A 15,462-nucleotide genomic window follows, 5' to 3' on the forward strand; every position below is an offset into this window, starting at 1 on the left:
GTGAGGCCGATGTCCTGGAGGGCGGCACCGCCGCGGTCGACGCCTCCGACGACGCCCTGCACAGCAACGGCGCCATGCACCTCAACGGCACCACCCTCAAGCTGGCCAGCGGCGACGACGCGGTGCACGCCGAGTCCGCACTCGCCATAGACGCCGGAACCGTGGACGTCACCGCATCGGTCGAGGGCCTGGAATCCGCCGACATCACGGTCAGCGGCGGCGACGTCCACGTGGTGTCCAGCGACGACGGGATCAACGCCGCCGGCGGCACCAGCGACGAGGCCGGCGCCACCGGCGGCGACGCCGCCGCCCCGGGCAGCGGTGGGCCGGGTGGCGGTGGGGGGCCCGGGCGGCGGCGGGGCGGTGGGCGACTACTCGGTCACCGTCACCGGCGGAACGCTCGTCATCGACGCCGCGGGCGACGGGTTCGACTCCAACGGCACCGCGACGATGTCCGGTGGCACAGTGGTGGTCAACGGCCCTGCCGGCAACGGAAACGGCGCCTTGGACGTGAACGGCACCTTCCAGGTCAGCGGCGGCGTGCTGCTCGCCGCGGGCAGCGCGGGCATGGTGTCCACCCCGGCCGGCGACTCCGCCCAGGGATGGCTCTCCGCGACGCTCGACTCCCCCGTCGCCGCCGGCACGGCGCTGCAGATCGTCGACGCCGACGGCGCCGTCGTGGCCACGTACGTCACCTCGAAGGACGTGCAGAACATCACCTACTCCGCGTCGACCATCGTCAGCGGCGCGGAGTACACGGTCCGCGCGGGCGGTACGGCGACCGGTGCCAGCACCGGCGGCCTCAGCGCGTCCGGCAGCCTCGGCTCCGCCGCCGCCGTCGCCACCGTCGACACCGGCGAAGCCCCGCTGGCGGCTTCGGCCGCGGCGGCGGACGGCCCGGTGCCGGGGCGGCTCCGGGCCAGCAAGGTTGACCCGAACGGTGGCAGGCGCCCGGGGGATCGGCTGGCGGCCGGTCCCCCGGGCGCCTTTCACGGGTCACAGACCGCCGGCCCGCAGCCGGGTGGAGAGGTCGTAGCCCGGGTGCCGGTGGCTGTGGCTGCCCCTGGCTGGCGCGAAGGGCGGCCACCTGCGCCTAGGTCGGGTGCGTTGCGCAGGTCAGGCCAACGGAGCGCGGCACCGAGCGAGGCTACCCCTCCGGGAGGGCTCGATCACGTGCTCCGGCGCTTTGACCGCTAACGTCCACGCTGCCCGAGGACGGGCCGCAGCAGCTGCTGCTGGCACAAGAACAAGGTGGAGAGATGAGTGCCTGGTGGAACAGCTCTGGCGATCCACTGACGGTGTGCTCGCGCAGTGCGCTCGTCCAGGTAGGAGCGATCCTGCCGAATACGGGCAGGACCGTTGTCGCCCGGTTTGACGGGGCGAGAATGACCGATGCGGACCATGTCTTCTACGAATTCTCGGACGCGCTGCTCTTTCCCGGCTACTTCGGCTGGAACTGGGACGCGTTGTCCGACTGCCTCCGCGACCTGAACTGGCTGCCCGCCGAGGGCTACCTCATCGTGGTGGAGCGGGCGCCACTGCTGACGTCCGACAGCCCCGACGAGCGCCAGACACTGTTCAGGGTCCTGTCGCGCGCCGTCCGCACCTGGGCTGATCCGCTCGGCCGGCCGGACGGCAAGGGCGTCCCGTTCAAGGTGCTGCTGCTGTGCGACCGGGACGAGGAGGTTGAGGAACTGGCACGGGAGATCGCCAGCCTCCAGCTTTGAGTGGCGTCGTCCCCTCGCGTCACGGCGCGGATCGCAGCCCCTGCGGTCGCCGAGCGGCCTGGCACCGTCGTCGACGGTGGCGGGAGGTCATCTCCACCGCAACCTGGCGAGTTCCCGCTTGAACTGTGCCAGCGTGAACGCGCTGCCCTCGGCCGGCATCAGCCGCAGGGAGTAGGTCGCCTCGCCGGACTCCCACCACACCGTCCACCACCGTCCAACGCCGCCACCACCGGTGACGACCCCGCGGTGGGGGCCGATCCGGACGGTCGCCACCGGGGTGGGGCGACTCGACGTGGCCGTAGGGTGGGCGCTCACCAGCAGCCCGGACCCGTTCGGTCCGTTGTAGCCCTGGAGCCAGCGTTCGTCGGTGGACATCCAGTTCGACGAGTAGGGGCTCCACCGTTCGTCGGAACCCAGGTCCGGCAGCTCGCGCTCCAGATAGGGCGGGCGCGACAAGCCGGTCGCGGCGTCGCGGAGCGTTCGGTCACCGAGGGGAGTCCGCAGCGACACGACCAGGGGTACGGCCTGGCCGCTGACGCTGCAGTCGACCGAATCGATGAGGCGACCCCGCACGGCGACGACCACCTGCCCGGGTGCCTGCTCGGTGACCGAGGCCTGCGGTTGGTGGAGCTCCTTGCACTTCGCCTCGCCCGGGCCGGTGTACACCGTGATGTCTCTGCCGTTGCGGGCGACCATGGCCGACACCCAGGGCAGCGTGGCCGTCTCCTCCGACGGGGTCGCCGCCGGGACGGGCTGCCCGGGCTCGGGCTGGTCGGTCGACCGCTGGCCGAGCACCAGCCCACCGCCGATCACCAAGGCGACGGCGACAGTCACGACGACCACGGCGTCCCGTCCCTGACGGCCTGCCCGACCGCGGGACGGCGAGGCCGGCAGGGGCCTATCCGGGGCATCGCCACTACCCGCGCCCGCCCGCTCGTGGACCCCGTTGTCGATCGGCATGGTCGCCTCTCCTCCTAATCGGATGGGACGCGGATCGTATCCAGGATGGCGTGCCTGTTCGCTCCCGTCGGCCAGAGCCTCGGCGGGCGGCTACGTCTTCATGAGGGGCATTCGGCGTCGGCTCCGCGGCGGAGACCCGCGTTCGACGTCAGCCGTCCCCGCGTCGAAGGTGGAGGCTCGGGCCTCCCGCGTGGTCGGCGGGTGTCGGGGTCGACGGCGTCATGGTGCGGAGGCTTTCGACGGGTCGGCTCCGTGAGGAGAGGCGTCGAGGATCTGAGCGAGTGCGGACGTGACGTCCTGGAGGCGGTCGGGTCCGACCATGGCGCCCCAGCGGGCCTCCAGGTCCGCGAAGAATCTCGTGGCGACCTCGGCGGCCCGGATGCCGCGTTCGGCGTAGACGACAACGCGACCGCGGCCGTCGGTGGGGTCGGGGACGCGCCGCACGTAGTCGCGTTGTTCCAGGTAACCCACAAGCTCGCTCATCGCCTGAGGGGTCATCCCGGCTCGCCGGGCCAGGGTGGTGGGTCGGGTGCCGTCGCAGTCGATGAACCGGAACACGTTGAGGTAGTGGGTAGGCCGCAGATCGCCGTGTCCGGTCTGGACGAGGTGGTGATGGAGCTGGTCGAGGACCAGGTTGAACGTCTGACCGATGAGCTGCGGCAGGAACGGCTTGCCACTTGTAGATTCTTCGGGCACCTTATAATCTCGCCTTCTAAGGCTGCTTGACTACTTTGAGCGTAGCCGAACGGAGCAGCATGCCCCAGCCCCGCCTCACCGACCTCCCGAGGCGGTGCGTCCCCCACCGAACCGGAAAGGGCGTGGCCGTGAGATGGCGTAGGACTGCGAGGGTGGTCGCCGGAGTGGCCCTCATCCTGCTTGGTCTGTTGTGGATACTCCAGGGGGCCGACCTGATCCGGATACGGCCGATCCTGTGCGTCGCCGACTGTCAACCCGTCACGGGCGGGTCCCCCGGCTGGCTGGCCGCCGGCGTGGTGACCGTGATCGCCGGCCTCGCCGTGGCGGGTTTCCTGCCACGCCGACGCTAACCGTGTCGCGCATAGATCGTCCGCCGGTCAGCGTTGAATACGCCGAGACACCCCAGACTATCTCCGCCTTCATGCCCGTCAGCCATCACATCACACCCTGGAGGCCCCATGCCCGGGCAACCCGGTCCCACCATGTCCGAGTGGGACGATCGACAAGCCGTACACCACCTGCTGTCCGCCCACCTGCCCGACATCCACGTCACGTCGGTGGTTCCGCTCGGGGCGGGCCTGGACAACATCTCGTACGAGGTGAACGACGACCTCGTGGTCCGGATCTCCAGAGACCTCGACGCCGACGAGCGTACGGGCCGCGCGACCCGTGAATGTCGATTGCTACAGGTGGTCGCATCCGCATCACCTCTACCGGTGCCCCAACCACTGCCCGCGGCGGCCGAACTCGGCGTTCTGGCGTACCCCAAACTGCGCGGCCGCCCGCTCCTGTCGATTCCTGAGGCATCGCGCGCCGCGCTGATTCCGTCGGTCGCGACCGTCCTGGGTGACCTCCTCCGCGCTCTCCACGCCATCCCGGCCGACCGCGTGGCCGGTCTGGTCGACATCGACGAGACGCCGCTGACCGAGTGGCACCGCGAGGCCGAGGAGTTCTACTCGACTGTCGCCGGGGGCATCCCACCCGGACATCGGCCGGCCGTCGACGCGTTCTTCCGGTCCGCCCCACCGCCAGAACCGCGCACTTCGGTGTTCAGCCACAACGATCTCGGCATCGAACACGTCCTCGTAGACCCCGACAACGGTGAGGTCACCGGCATCATCGACTGGAGTGACGCCGCCATCACCGACCCTGCCTACGACTTCGGCCTGATCTGTCGCGACCTCGGCCCGCACGCGCTCGACCTCGCCCTGGCCAGGTACGACGCGCCTGGGCCCGACCGCACGGGCCTGCCCGACCGGGCGGTCTTCTACGCCCGATGCAGCCTGTTCGAGGACCTGTCGTACGGAGTCGACACCGGGCAGAACGCGTACGTGAGCAAGAGCCTGGAGGCGATGACGTGGCTGTTCCCTCAATAGCGTGCGGGGCTGAGAGGTCTGCCCGGGTGAGACACGCGCGCCGCCCGGGCGGTGTCACACGTTCACTTCGGCCGTCAGGAGGTGAGTCCGATCCTTCCCAGTCAGATCATCGATACGACGACACTTCCCGAGGTCGACCGGTTCGACCTCTGGCGACAACTTGTCGACGAGAACTCCCCGGCCCACCTCTCCAGCCCGGCACGGGATTTCGTCGCGTGGGCTCAGGCCATCGATCTCGGCGGGTTGCGCGTGACACGGTTCCGGTATCCCGAACTGCGGATGCAGCGCACTGCCAAGCTGATCCGTCAGGGCGATCCCGACATGTTCCAGGTTGCCCAGGTGATAAGCGGTGCGAGCACGATCAGGCAACAGCGGCGCGAGTCGGCGACCGCGGGACCGAGGCTGACCTTCATCGACAACTCGCAGCCATATGACGCCTTCCACCGTCCGCCCGACGGCGAGGAAACCTCCCACACGATAGTCCTCGACATACCCCGCGCGACGCTGCCGCTTCCTCCCGCCAAGATCACACAACTCCTGGCCTGCAACATCCCGTCCGGCACCGGCATGGGCGCGCTGCTCGGACAGTTCCTCCGCCGGATCGCGGAGCATCCGCAGGAGTACGGCCCCGAGGACGGCGACCGGCTGGGAGCCGTCGCGTTGGACCTGACCGCCGCGACTCTCGCGCACCAGTTCGACATGACACACGCCCTCCCGGCCGACGTGCAGCAGACCGCGATGCGGGCCCGCGTCGTCGCGTTCATCGACCGACATCTCGGCGACACCGACCTGACACCCCACGCGATCGCGGCCGCGCACCACATATCCCTACGATCGCTGCACCGTCTGTTCGAGGGCGACGACGTGACCGTCGCCGAGCTGATCCGGACCAAGCGGCTGGAGAAGTGCCGGCGAGACCTGACAAGGCCACTCATGGCCCATCAGCCCACCTCCGTGATCGCCGCACGGTGGGGCTTCGCGGACAAGTCACACTTCAGTCGACTCTTCCGTAGCCAGTACGGGAGCGCGCCACAGGCCTACCGGATGCGGCACCAGCGAGGCGGCTCCCCCGGACTACCGGCCTGCCCGTCCGTCACGCTCGACGACTGAGGCGGACGGCGCACCGCGACGTGCCGCCGACCGGGTGCGGCGCCGGCGGCGTCGGGCTCGCCCCGGTCAAGGCGCTGGTGGAGGAGCTACCCGACTCGACGGAATGGGTGCGCACGGCGCCGAGACCGGATCAGACCCAGCCGCGTCGACTGGCCTCGACGCCAGCATGGAACCTGGACTTGGCGTGCAGGGCCGCCAGCACATCCTGGACCCGGCGCCGGACCGTGCGTGTCGTCGTGCCCAACTGGCGGGCGATCGCCTCGTCCTGGAGCCCTGCCGCCAGCAACTTGAGCACCTGCAGTGCCTGCACGTCCAGGGCGGTCGCGTCCACGCCGAGTGGCACCGCGCGGCTCCAGCAGGCGTCGAAGAGCAGGACGAGCCCGTCGAGCAGGGGCGACGGGCGCACCACGATCGCGGACATCTCGACGACGTCGTCAAGGCCGCGGAAGCCGTGTCGATCGCGGTACGTCAGGTGCCACGTCGGCTGTTTCGCTCGAGTTCTTCGAGCAGCGCGGCCGCCTGTTCCAGTTGTCCTTCGTGGAACACCGGAATGCCGTGGCGATGCAGTTCCTCCGCGGCTACGCCGCGCCCGGGCACGGTGCGGCCGGTGAAGGACCCGTCGTAGACCTTGCTGCTTCCACACGTCGGGCTCCCGTCGACCAGGACGGCGAGCGCGACCTCGGCCTCGACGGCTCGGTGCAGCGCCCGACGCGCCGCGAGCCGAAACAGGTCGGTCACGTCCCGGCCACCCACCTCCCGGACGCGCGCGGCGCCGTCGAGGACACCGGCTGCGGTGCCGCCCACAATTTCTGCTGCTGGACGTGGAACCGGGAATCCCACCGCAATCTCAGGGCAGAAGTGCACCAGTCGACCCTCGGTCGCCCACTTCTCCCAAATCGGCGAGCAGACGGGCACGGAGGTCTCGTTGAATCGAATCGGACGACCCGCCAGACACCCACTCACCAGCACCTTCAGCATACGCACGACCGTATCGAATCCAGGTCGACCCCGATCCACCCGATAGAGCTGGCGGCACCCGCGTCGTCAGGAACCCACCGCGTCGAGCGCTCTGCGGACCGAGTCCAGGACGAGTTGTGGCTGGCCGTAGTGAACGTAGTGATTGGTCGTCCCGGCGATCAGGTGTTCTCCTCTGCCAGACAGCGCGGCCAGCCCGGCGTGGTGCTCAAGCGCTTCGCGTGGTTGCCCGGCTGCGGATATCACGATCACCGGCCAGGTTCCCCATGCTTTCGGACGTACCGTCGACTGCACCAGGCGGGCGCTGTCCACCGACGCCGCGGCCTCCGCGGCGGAGGCCGCCATGCTGTTGCTTCGATAGACGACCGCAGCGTGCTCACGCACTGCCGGGGGCGCGTCGGCGCTGGCGGCGGTGCCCGGAAACAGTCGCACCACGCCGATGCGGGCGGCGAACTGGAAGCCGGCCATCTGCACGCGGATGACCGGTGCGCTCGCCCGCAAGGCACCGGTCGCCCGCTCGTCGGTGACATCCACCAGCACCAACCCGGCGGTCTCGGTGGGCCATCGATCGGCGAACAGACGCACGACCTGCCCACCGTAGGAGTGGCCGACCAGGATGAACGGGCCGCGTTCGCCGGCGGCGTCCAGGAGCGTGTGCAACTCCTCGGCCAGCCGACCGGCGTCTCGCCGGCCGGGCCCCGGTTCGCTCCACGCGTAGCCGGCCCGGTCGTAGCTGCACGCCCGTACGCGGGCGGTTCCCGACGTGTCGGTCAGGCCCTGTTGCACCGTCGCCCATGTCGTGGACGACTCGCCGAGCCCCGCCTCGAAGACGACGGTCGGCCCGCCGCTGGCGGCTCCGGTGCAGTTCAGGTGCAGCCGGTGCCCCCCGATGTCGATCAACCGGCCCGGTGCCGGATGCCGCTGGCCGTCACCGCGCCGCGCCAGCGTCTCGTAGGTCCAGCCGGCGCCGGTCGAGATGACCGACACCGTCACCAACGCGGCGACGATCCGCAGCAGTACGCGCCAGCGCCGTGCCCGCGCGGGGCGCCGAGGCTCTACCAGCTCGGCTTCCTCGAGATTCTCTCTCACGCCCCACGACGGTAGGGCGCTGCGGCACCTCCGGGATCGCCCTCCGGTCGCGCCCTGTCGTGCTACGTGCGTCGCAGCCGGCCCCCGCCGGCCTCCGCCTTCCGGCCGACGGGGCGCTGCCGAGGGTAGGGGAATTCCCCTACGGCGCGCGACGGCGACGCCGCACCCGTCAGGATCCGCTCGTCACGGTAGGGCTGCCCCCACCCCCGCCAGGAGGCTCACAGGATCGACCCGCCCCATCGCGCTCCATACCGTTCGGGGCATGAAATCCAGGGACAACGTCACCGGCATCGCGGCGCACGTCGCGGTGTGGAGTGCCCGTCACCGCACGCTCGCCGTACTCGGCTGGCTGGTCTTCGTCGTCGGTGCCACCGTCCTGAGTGGACAAGTCGGCATCGTCAAGGCGACCGACAGCGACTTCGGCCTCGGCGAGTCCGGCCGCGCCGACCGTATCGTCGAACAGGCCGGCTTCCCCGGAACGCACGCCGGGGAGATGGTCATCGTCAGCTCGCGCACATCGGCGGTGGACGGCCCGCAGGGGCGGGCCGCCATCGCCGAGGTCACCGCCGCCGTGCAGGCCACCGGCGTCACCGACGCGGTGAACCCGCCGGTGATCTCCGGGGACGGGAAGTCGGCGCTGCTCACCTTCGCCATGCGGGGCGACCCGGAGACTGCCAAGGACCGAGTCGGGCCGGTCCTCGACGCCGTCGCCGCAGTCCAGCGGGCGCACCCGCAGCTGTACATCGCGCAGGCCGGCGACGCCAGCAGCGACAAGCTCATCGGCGACGACCTCGACGCCGGCCTGACCAGGCTGTCGATGCTCTCCGTCCCGGTCACCCTCGGCATCCTGTTCGTCGCCTTCGGCGCCGTCGTCGCGGCGTTGCTGCCGGTCGGGCTGGCCATCACCGCCGTCGTCGCGGCGATCGGCCTGCTCGGCTTCACCAGCCACTTGGCGCCGACCGTCGACACCACCATGCACGTCATGCTCCTCGTCGGGCTGGCCGTCGGCGTCGACTACTGCCTGTTCTACATCCGGCGGGAGCGCGACGAACGCCGCAACGGCTCGGATCCGCAGCGCGCGCTGGTCATCGCCGCGCAGACCTCCGGCCGGTCGGTCTGGATCTCCGGGCTGACCGTCATCGTCGCCATGGCCGGCATGTTCCTCACCCGCGACACCACCTTCGTCAGCTTCGCCGTCGGCACCATCCTCGTCGTCGCGACCGCCGTGCTCGGCTCGCTGACGGTCCTGCCGGCGCTGCTGTCCGCGCTCGGCGACCGCGTCGATGCGGGCCGCATCCCCGTCCTGTACCGGACCCGTTCCGACGGCCGGGTGTGGGGCACGGTTCTGCGGCTCGTCCTGCGCCGCCCGCTGGTCTCGGCGGTGCTCGCCGCCGCGGCCCTCGGCGCGCTCGCCGCGCCCGCACTGGACCTGCGTACGAAGGGAGAGGGTGTCGAGGACCTGTCTCCGAGCGCGCCGATCACGCAGGCGTTCGTGGCGATCCAGACGGCGTTCCCCGGCGGCGCCGCCCCGGCCGAGGTCGTGGTCAAGGCCCCGCACGTCACGGGGCCGGCCTGGGACGGCGCGATGGCGGCGTTCAGGGAGCAGGCGTTGGCGACCGGCCGGTTGCACGAGCCGATCACGGTCGAGGTCAACCCCGCCGGCACGGTCGCCGTCGTCAGCGTCGGGCTGTCCGGCTCCGGCGGGGACCGCACCTCGGAGGAGGCCCTGGCGACCCTGCGCGGCACCGTGCTGCCGGCGACGCTCGGCCGGCTGCCCGACGCCTGGGTCGGCGTCACCGGCGCCACCGCCACCGCACAGGATTTCAACGACCAGCTCGCGAAATCCCTGCCGCTGGTCTTCGGGTTCGTCCTCGGTCTGGCCTTCCTGCTCCTGCTGGTGTCGTTCCGGTCCGTCGTCGTGGCCGTCACCGGCGTGCTGCTCAACCTGCTCTCCGTCGCCGCGGCCTACGGCATGCTGGTCTACGTCTTCCAGTACGGCCACTTCGAGTCGCTGCTCGACTTCCGCGCCGCCGACGGCATCACCAACTGGATGCCGCTGTTCCTGTTCGTCATCCTGTTCGGGCTGTCGATGGACTACCACGTCTTCGTCGTCAGCCGGATCCGGGAGGGCCACGACCGGGGACTACCGACCCGGCTCGCGGTCACCGAGGGGATCATCCGCACGGCCGGGGTCATCACCAGCGCGGCGACGGTGATGGTGGCTGTGTTCGCGCTCTTCGCCACGCTGCCGTTGGCCGCTCCCAAGCAGCTCGGCGTCGGGCTCGCCGCAGCCGTGCTGCTCGACGCGACGATCGTCCGCGCGGTGCTGCTGCCGGCGGTCATGGCCCTGCTCGGCGAGAAGAACTGGTGGCTGCCCCGGTGGCTGGAGTGGCTCCCGCGGGTGTCGCACGACCTACCCGCGGCCCCGCAGCAGGAGCGCACGCTGGCGACGACGGGGGTGTGACTGCGCCCGCCAACCCGGCCCTACCCGTCCTCGGGTCGAGGCCGGGTTCGGCGTCGGGCCGCTCTCGGCCGCGGCTGTGGCTACCCGCCACCGCGGACGTCTGTGGTCAGGGCACCAGCGTCGCGAACACCACGATGTTGTCCTTGTACGACTTCGCCGCCTTGTCGTAGCCGCCACCGCAGGTGATCACGCGCAGTTGCGCCTTGCCGGTGTGACCGTAGACCAGGTTCAGCGGGAGCTTTTTCTTCGGGTAGCGGGCCACCCCGTCCACGATGAAGCGGGCCTTCTTGCCGTCTTTGCGGGGCACCTCGATGGTGTCCCCCGGCTTCAGCGCGCCCAGGCGGAAGAAGACCGCCCGACCCGTGGCGCGTGAGTCGACGTGGCCCACCACCACCGCGGTTCCCACCTCACCGGGACTTGGTCCCAGCTTGTACCACCCGGTCGTATCGGGCTGGTTCAGCGGTGGGACCGCGATCTGCTGGTTCCGGTCCAGCCCGAGCGGAACCGTCGGCGCGTCGACGCCGATCCGCGGGATCCTGATGCGGGTGGGCTGCGATCGCGGCATCCCGACCACCTTGGGTGCGGGAGACGGGCGGGTCGCGGTGGACCCGAGATCGGCTTTGGGGCGGCCGCCGGCACTGCGCGCCTCGCCGCGGGTCACACCGGAGGCCGGCGATGCGTCGGCTCCGCCCGGCGTCGGCTCTGGTGCGGTGGGTTCGTCCGTCGACGGTGACAGCAGGGACTGCGGTGCGGCGGCGGGGTCGGGTTGTGGCGGCCCGACCGGATCAGGAGCCGTGGCCGCGAACGTGACCAATCCCGCTCCGGCAAGCGTGACAAGTGCGACCAGGACGAGGCCAGCGGCACGCCACGGAAAACCGTGACGGCCGCTGGCGCTCCTGGCCGCCCTAGGCGACAGTGCCATTGGCGGACCGCCGACGCAGCAGCGCGATGCCACCGAGCACGCCCACGCCCATCATGCCGGCACCCGCCGCCGTCAGAGCACCGGTGTTGGTGTCGGCGAGCGCGCCCCCGTCACCGGCCGCGACGCCGGCCGTCTGCGGCAGCACCCAGGCTCCCTCCGGACCCGCGTACGCGCCGCCGGCGCGGGCAGGCTGGCCCGCCGGCGAAGCAGCCGCGCTGCTACCGGCGTCGACCATCCTGAGGAGGTCGGCGAGCAGGTCGGTTTCGACGTCCACCTCCACGTCGAGGTCGCGGATGCAGACGACGATGTTGTTCGGCTGGACTCTGTTGTCGTTCGTCGCCGACTGCGCCGCCGACAGGTTGAAGGTGACGACGCTGTTCGTGATGGTGTTGTCCTTGATGATCTGCGAGATGTTCTGCTCGTTGATCTGCTTGTTCGTCGCGCAGATGACCCCGTTGCCGTCCTTGTCGTGCAGGTTGAAGGTCTTCGGCTTGTCGTCTGACTTCTTCTTCGACGTCTGCCCCTGGTTCGAGGCCGTGGGCTCCTTGGGTTCTCCGTCGGTCGCGGCGAGCGCGGCGGCGGGCGCAGCGAGCAGCAGGGCGGCGCTGCCCAGCACCATCCCGCCGGCGACCTTGGTCAAAAACCTCATCGACATGTTCCTCACTCCTTCTGGATCGGCTCAGGAGGACGAGCCATGACGAACGTTAGGTCGATTCATGTGAAACAAGAGGACTTTTCCGGGTTTCGTAACATCTAGCACTCGGCATGCTATAAATCGTTAATTCGCATTGCCTGGGGCGTACAGTCCGTTCTGTCCGCCTGCCTCTCGTAGCGGCCAGGTGCCGTTGCACTGCCACCCCGTGCGGCTCGCGACGGCTCGGGCTACCGCTTCAGGGCCTTGCGGGCCGGGCGAGGACGAGCAGGCCGATCATGGACAGCGCGACACAGGCGATCATGAGCAGTGCCATCGGTACGGCGGTGTCCTCGCCGCCGAGCCCGGCGACCGGGGCGATGGTCCGGCAGCGATCCACTGGACGAAGCCGAGAATGGCGGAACCGGTGCCGGGATGCTCGGGTACCTCCGCCGAGGCCAGCGCACCGCCGTTGGGGCCGACGAGACAACGACGCTGCCGTGCGCCGAGCACACCCGTCCGACACGGCGGGTGAAAGTCCCCAGCGATGGGTGTACCCGCAGTACATCCCAGCTCAGCGCGGCGCGTCGTACCGTCGAGGGCGTGAACAACCGAGTCGAAGTGCACGAGTTCCTCACCTCGCGCCGCGCCAAGATCACACCGGAGCAGGCCGGGCTGCCTGCCGCCGGGCAGCGCCGCGTGCCTGGGCTACGCCGCAGCGAGGTTGCCGCGCTGGCCGGGATGAGCGTCGAGTACTACGCCAAGCTCGAGCGCGGCTCGCTGGCCGGAGTCTCCGCCAGCGTGCTCGACGCGATCGCCCGCGCCCTGCAACTCGACGACGCCGAACGCGCCCACCTGATGCGCCTCGCGCAGGAAGCCAACGGCAGCAGCGCGCTGCTGCGGCCGAGCCGCCGATCGAAGCAGCGCACGGTACGGCCGAGCCTGCAATGGTCGCTGGACGCCATCACCACCCCCGCGATCGTGGTCAACAACCGCTCCGACCTGCTCGCCGCGAACCTGCTCGGCCGAGCCATGCACAGCGACGTCTACGCCGACCCCACCGGCGTGCCGAACTTCGCCCGGTTCACGTTCCTCGACAGCGCCGCCCGCCGCTTCTACCCCGACTGGGATCTGTTCGCCGACATGACCGTGGCCAACCTGCGCACCGCGGCGGGCATAGACCCCCACGACAAAGGCCTGCACGACCTCGTCGGCGAGCTGTCCACCCGCAGCACCGACTTCCGCCGCCGCTGGGCCGCGCACAACGTCCGCATCCACGGCACCGGCGTCAAACACTTCCGCCACCACGTCGTGGGCGACCTCGCCCTCGCGTACGAGAGCATGGAACTGCGCGCCGAGCCGGATCTCACCATGACCATCTACGCTGCCGAACCCGATTCGCCGACCGCGCACGCGCTCATGCTGCTCGCCTCCTGGGCCGTCACCACCAGCGACACCAGCCTCTCGACGTCGGACCGCTAGCCGGCCAGCGGGTCGCGTCGCGGCGATGGTCAGTGGTGCGCGGGGGTCATTCCGGCATCCCTGTCCGTGCCGCTGTCGCGAGAATGCCGTTGAGGCCCTCCTCGAACAGCAGGTCGTCGTCCCACCGGGTGTCGTCGAGATGGCCAGAGGCGGTGAGGGTCGGATAGGCATGGGCGCTCGCGGCGATATGGTCGCGGGCTGCGGCCCTCGCGTCAGGGTCCGCGGTCTGGCGCCACGTCGCTTCGGTAAGCGAGGCGCCGATGACGTAGTTGGCGAGCATTCGCGTGGCCACCGCGAGCTGAAGTCCGCGACAGCCGCCGCGCACCAGCGCCGATTGCAGGAACTCGGTACGGGCCAGGACGTTGGGCCCGAGCATCGGACGTCCGATCAGCCTTGGCGCCCAGGGATGGCGCAGCATGGCGGCGCGCCAGGCTCGGGCGAGGGCGCGGATGTCCTCCAGCCAGTTGTCGCTCACGTCGGGAATTGGCACGTCGCCGAAGATCCGGTCAACGGCCAGGTCCAGGACGTCATCCTTGATCTTCACGTGCCAGTACAACGCGGTGGACGTCACGTCGAGCCGCTGGGCGAGGCGGCGCATCGTCAGGCCCTCGATGCCGTGCTCGTCCAGCAAAGTCACCGCTGCGTCCACGATGCGCTCAGGGGTCAGTGGCGGTTTCCGCCGTGCACGCGACGGCTCCGCACGTAGCCATACCGGGGGCGGAGTGCGGCTGTCCCGCCGCCCGACCGAGGGCGTCATCGGCACACCCGGCTCTGCGCTGGTCATGGAGCCATCCTAGTCCGTTGAACAGGCAACTTAACAGCGATAAGCTGGTTGGACAGAGGTAGGTAGAGCTAGGCGGTCGGCAAGGAGGTCAGTCATGCCTCTGCTGCGGGTCCACCTCGACAGCGACCGCGTCACTGCTCGTCGCGTTCTGCAACTACATCAAGAGGGCAAAACCCATCACGAGTCGCGGGAAGCGGCCCGGGAACAGGCGTGGCGCCAGGGCCGCACCCCGGCCAGCGACCCGGTCTTCGTCGGCATCACGAACGGTCGCCGCAACGTGCAGCTGCTCTACGACGTCGAGGTCTACTCCGACACAGTCCCTTGAGCACCCGCCGGGCCCGCGTGCCGTCGGCGTTGTCGAAACCGCCGCGCACGGGGCATCCACTTCGTGCCCCGATCCGGCGCCTGCACCGTGGCCAGCCGTACACCGCAGTTCGTCCCCGACCGTCTCACCGGGGTCGGCGCGACGACGTCCAGCCTTGCTGTCGCAGCCGTTCGATGCCGTCCAGCAGCAGGTCCAGCGCGAACTCGAACTCGAACTGGTCGTCGCAGCCCTGTCCCACCACCGACGCGTCGTCGTGGGACGCCGCCACGGCGATCTCCGCGAGGTGCGGGAACCGGGCCGCGACCTCCGGCGGGAAGGCCGCCGGTGGGTCCGGGTCGGTCGTGCCGGACCGGCCGGCGCGCCGGGAGGCGTCGAACAACTCCTGACTGAACCCCAGGATTCGGCTGCCCATCGCGTGCATCACGTGGTGGGCGAGGTCGACGGAGAACCCGCCGGCCCGGAACGTCGCGACCATCGAGTCGAGGTAGGCGAGGACGGCCGGCGTGGCCATGTTCCGCGACTCGATCGCGAGCGGCGCCCAGGGGTGGCGCCGCAGCACCTGCCGCGCCGAGAGGATGCGCCCCCGGACCACGTGCTTCCAGTCGGCGTCGGGCACCGGCGGATCGATCTCGCCGACGACCATATCGATCATGCCGTCGAGCAGTTCGTCCTTGTTGGCCACGTGCTTGTAGAGGGCCATCGGCACGACGCCCAGGTCCTGGGCGAGGTTGCGCATGCTGAGGGACTCGATCCCGGCCTCGTCGGCGAGCGCGACGGCGGCGCTCAGGACCCGGTCCCTGCTCAGCGGCGTCCGGCGCAGCGTGTCAGCCTGCTCAGCCATCTCGGTCCTCGTCTCCCGGCGACGGTTGAAACCATAACCGCCTTGACGGGTGTACGGCGTACACCTACGCTGCTTGCATG

General features: G+C 70.3%; 18 protein-coding genes and 1 pseudogene. 9 read left to right on the forward strand and 10 right to left on the reverse strand.

Annotated elements, in window-relative coordinates; all coding sequences use genetic code 11:
• Positions 1-74 precede the first annotated feature (74 nt).
• The 3 genes and pseudogenes from ACFY23_RS27300 to ACFY23_RS27310 all read left to right on the forward strand — a co-directional run.
• Positions 75-224, forward strand: a pseudogene (locus ACFY23_RS27300) (hypothetical protein); the annotation flags it as partial.
• A 106-nt stretch (positions 225-330) separates the two neighbouring features.
• A complete protein-coding gene (locus ACFY23_RS27305; RefSeq protein WP_350681066.1) occupies positions 331-1,197 on the forward strand; it encodes a hypothetical protein in 867 nt (288 codons plus the stop codon).
• A gap of 188 nt (positions 1,198-1,385) precedes the next feature.
• Entirely contained in the window at positions 1,386-1,727 is a 342-nt protein-coding gene (locus tag ACFY23_RS27310) for a barstar family protein (RefSeq protein WP_387038302.1), read from the forward strand.
• A gap of 87 nt (positions 1,728-1,814) precedes the next feature.
• Here the strand turns inward: ACFY23_RS27310 and ACFY23_RS27315 are convergent, their stop codons facing one another.
• Both ACFY23_RS27315 and ACFY23_RS27320 read right to left on the reverse strand, forming a co-directional pair.
• Positions 1,815-2,570, reverse strand: coding sequence for a hypothetical protein (locus ACFY23_RS27315; RefSeq protein ID WP_350681062.1), 756 nt, complete (start codon positions 2,568-2,570; stop codon positions 1,815-1,817).
• 336 nt (positions 2,571-2,906) lie between these two features.
• Entirely contained in the window at positions 2,907-3,383 is a 477-nt protein-coding gene (locus tag ACFY23_RS27320; RefSeq protein WP_350681060.1) for a MarR family winged helix-turn-helix transcriptional regulator, read from the reverse strand.
• Positions 3,384-3,535: 152 nt separating this feature from the next.
• Between ACFY23_RS27320 and ACFY23_RS27325 the strand changes: the two genes are divergently transcribed.
• The 3 genes from ACFY23_RS27325 to ACFY23_RS27335 all read left to right on the forward strand — a co-directional run bounded on the left by ACFY23_RS27325 (position 3,536) and on the right by ACFY23_RS27335 (position 5,869).
• A complete protein-coding gene (locus ACFY23_RS27325; protein WP_350681058.1) occupies positions 3,536-3,733 on the forward strand; it encodes a hypothetical protein in 198 nt (65 codons plus the stop codon).
• A gap of 132 nt (positions 3,734-3,865) precedes the next feature.
• On the forward strand, positions 3,866-4,759 hold the full coding sequence (locus ACFY23_RS27330; protein WP_350681056.1) for a phosphotransferase: 894 nt from the start codon (positions 3,866-3,868) through the stop codon (positions 4,757-4,759).
• Between the two features lie 81 nt (positions 4,760-4,840).
• Positions 4,841-5,869, forward strand: coding sequence for a helix-turn-helix domain-containing protein (locus ACFY23_RS27335; RefSeq protein WP_350681054.1), 1,029 nt, complete (start codon positions 4,841-4,843; stop codon positions 5,867-5,869).
• A 130-nt stretch (positions 5,870-5,999) separates the two neighbouring features.
• On the opposite strand, the gene ACFY23_RS27340 is transcribed toward ACFY23_RS27335, so the two are convergent.
• The 3 genes from ACFY23_RS27340 to ACFY23_RS27350 all read right to left on the reverse strand — a co-directional run bounded on the left by ACFY23_RS27340 (position 6,000) and on the right by ACFY23_RS27350 (position 7,933).
• The gene (locus ACFY23_RS27340) at positions 6,000-6,290 is read right to left on the reverse strand and encodes a LuxR C-terminal-related transcriptional regulator (protein WP_350681052.1); all 291 of its coding nucleotides are present in this window, start codon (positions 6,288-6,290) and stop codon (positions 6,000-6,002) included.
• Positions 6,291-6,337: 47 nt separating this feature from the next.
• Complete coding sequence (locus ACFY23_RS27345; protein ID WP_350681050.1) at positions 6,338-6,847, reverse strand: DUF523 domain-containing protein; 510 nt, start codon at positions 6,845-6,847, stop codon at positions 6,338-6,340.
• A gap of 66 nt (positions 6,848-6,913) precedes the next feature.
• Positions 6,914-7,933 (reverse strand): alpha/beta hydrolase, encoded by a 1,020-nt coding sequence (locus ACFY23_RS27350; protein WP_350819334.1) that lies wholly within the window; start codon positions 7,931-7,933, stop codon positions 6,914-6,916.
• Positions 7,934-8,195: 262 nt separating this feature from the next.
• Here ACFY23_RS27350 and ACFY23_RS27355 point away from each other — a divergent pair, with 262 nt between their 5' ends.
• The gene (locus tag ACFY23_RS27355; protein ID WP_350681048.1) at positions 8,196-10,397 is read left to right on the forward strand and encodes an MMPL family transporter; all 2,202 of its coding nucleotides are present in this window, start codon (positions 8,196-8,198) and stop codon (positions 10,395-10,397) included.
• A 106-nt stretch (positions 10,398-10,503) separates the two neighbouring features.
• On the opposite strand, the gene ACFY23_RS27360 is transcribed toward ACFY23_RS27355, so the two are convergent.
• From ACFY23_RS27360 to ACFY23_RS27370, 3 genes are all read right to left on the reverse strand, one after another.
• Complete coding sequence (locus ACFY23_RS27360; RefSeq protein ID WP_387038311.1) at positions 10,504-11,211, reverse strand: class F sortase; 708 nt, start codon at positions 11,209-11,211, stop codon at positions 10,504-10,506.
• A 91-nt stretch (positions 11,212-11,302) separates the two neighbouring features.
• Complete coding sequence (locus tag ACFY23_RS27365) at positions 11,303-11,959, reverse strand: hypothetical protein (RefSeq protein WP_350681044.1); 657 nt, start codon at positions 11,957-11,959, stop codon at positions 11,303-11,305.
• A 250-nt stretch (positions 11,960-12,209) separates the two neighbouring features.
• Entirely contained in the window at positions 12,210-12,350 is a 141-nt protein-coding gene (locus ACFY23_RS27370) for a hypothetical protein (RefSeq protein ID WP_350681043.1), read from the reverse strand.
• A gap of 203 nt (positions 12,351-12,553) precedes the next feature.
• Here ACFY23_RS27370 and ACFY23_RS27375 point away from each other — a divergent pair, with 203 nt between their 5' ends.
• Complete coding sequence (locus tag ACFY23_RS27375) at positions 12,554-13,432, forward strand: helix-turn-helix transcriptional regulator (protein WP_350681042.1); 879 nt, start codon at positions 12,554-12,556, stop codon at positions 13,430-13,432.
• Positions 13,433-13,478: 46 nt separating this feature from the next.
• Here the strand turns inward: ACFY23_RS27375 and ACFY23_RS27380 are convergent, their stop codons facing one another.
• Positions 13,479-14,216, reverse strand: a complete 738-nt coding sequence (locus tag ACFY23_RS27380) for a TetR/AcrR family transcriptional regulator C-terminal domain-containing protein (protein ID WP_350681041.1) — start codon at positions 14,214-14,216, stop codon at positions 13,479-13,481.
• Positions 14,217-14,310: 94 nt separating this feature from the next.
• On the opposite strand from ACFY23_RS27380, the gene ACFY23_RS27385 reads away from it, so the two are divergent.
• A complete protein-coding gene (locus ACFY23_RS27385; protein ID WP_350681040.1) occupies positions 14,311-14,541 on the forward strand; it encodes a hypothetical protein in 231 nt (76 codons plus the stop codon).
• A 124-nt stretch (positions 14,542-14,665) separates the two neighbouring features.
• On the opposite strand, the gene ACFY23_RS27390 is transcribed toward ACFY23_RS27385, so the two are convergent.
• A complete protein-coding gene (locus ACFY23_RS27390; RefSeq protein ID WP_350681038.1) occupies positions 14,666-15,382 on the reverse strand; it encodes a TetR/AcrR family transcriptional regulator C-terminal domain-containing protein in 717 nt (238 codons plus the stop codon).
• Positions 15,383-15,462 lie beyond the last annotated feature (80 nt).

Source organism: Micromonospora sp. NPDC000121 (genome assembly GCF_042899165.1).
Classification (GTDB): Bacteria; Actinomycetota; Actinomycetes; order Mycobacteriales; family Micromonosporaceae; genus Micromonospora.

Coding starts and splice junctions, on each gene's coding strand:
- ACFY23_RS27310 (WP_387038302.1), top strand. CDS start 1,386: ATGACCGATGCGGACCATGTCTTCTACGAATTCTCGGACGCGCTGCTC.
- ACFY23_RS27330 (WP_350681056.1), top strand. CDS start 3,866: ATGTCCGAGTGGGACGATCGACAAGCCGTACACCACCTGCTGTCCGCC.
- ACFY23_RS27340 (WP_350681052.1), bottom strand. CDS start 6,290: ATGTCCGCGATCGTGGTGCGCCCGTCGCCCCTGCTCGACGGGCTCGTC.
- ACFY23_RS27345 (WP_350681050.1), bottom strand. CDS start 6,847: ATGCTGAAGGTGCTGGTGAGTGGGTGTCTGGCGGGTCGTCCGATTCGA.
- ACFY23_RS27355 (WP_350681048.1), top strand. CDS start 8,196: ATGAAATCCAGGGACAACGTCACCGGCATCGCGGCGCACGTCGCGGTG.
- ACFY23_RS27380 (WP_350681041.1), bottom strand. CDS start 14,216: ATGACCAGCGCAGAGCCGGGTGTGCCGATGACGCCCTCGGTCGGGCGG.
- ACFY23_RS27385 (WP_350681040.1), top strand. CDS start 14,311: ATGCCTCTGCTGCGGGTCCACCTCGACAGCGACCGCGTCACTGCTCGT.
- ACFY23_RS27390 (WP_350681038.1), bottom strand. CDS start 15,382: ATGGCTGAGCAGGCTGACACGCTGCGCCGGACGCCGCTGAGCAGGGAC.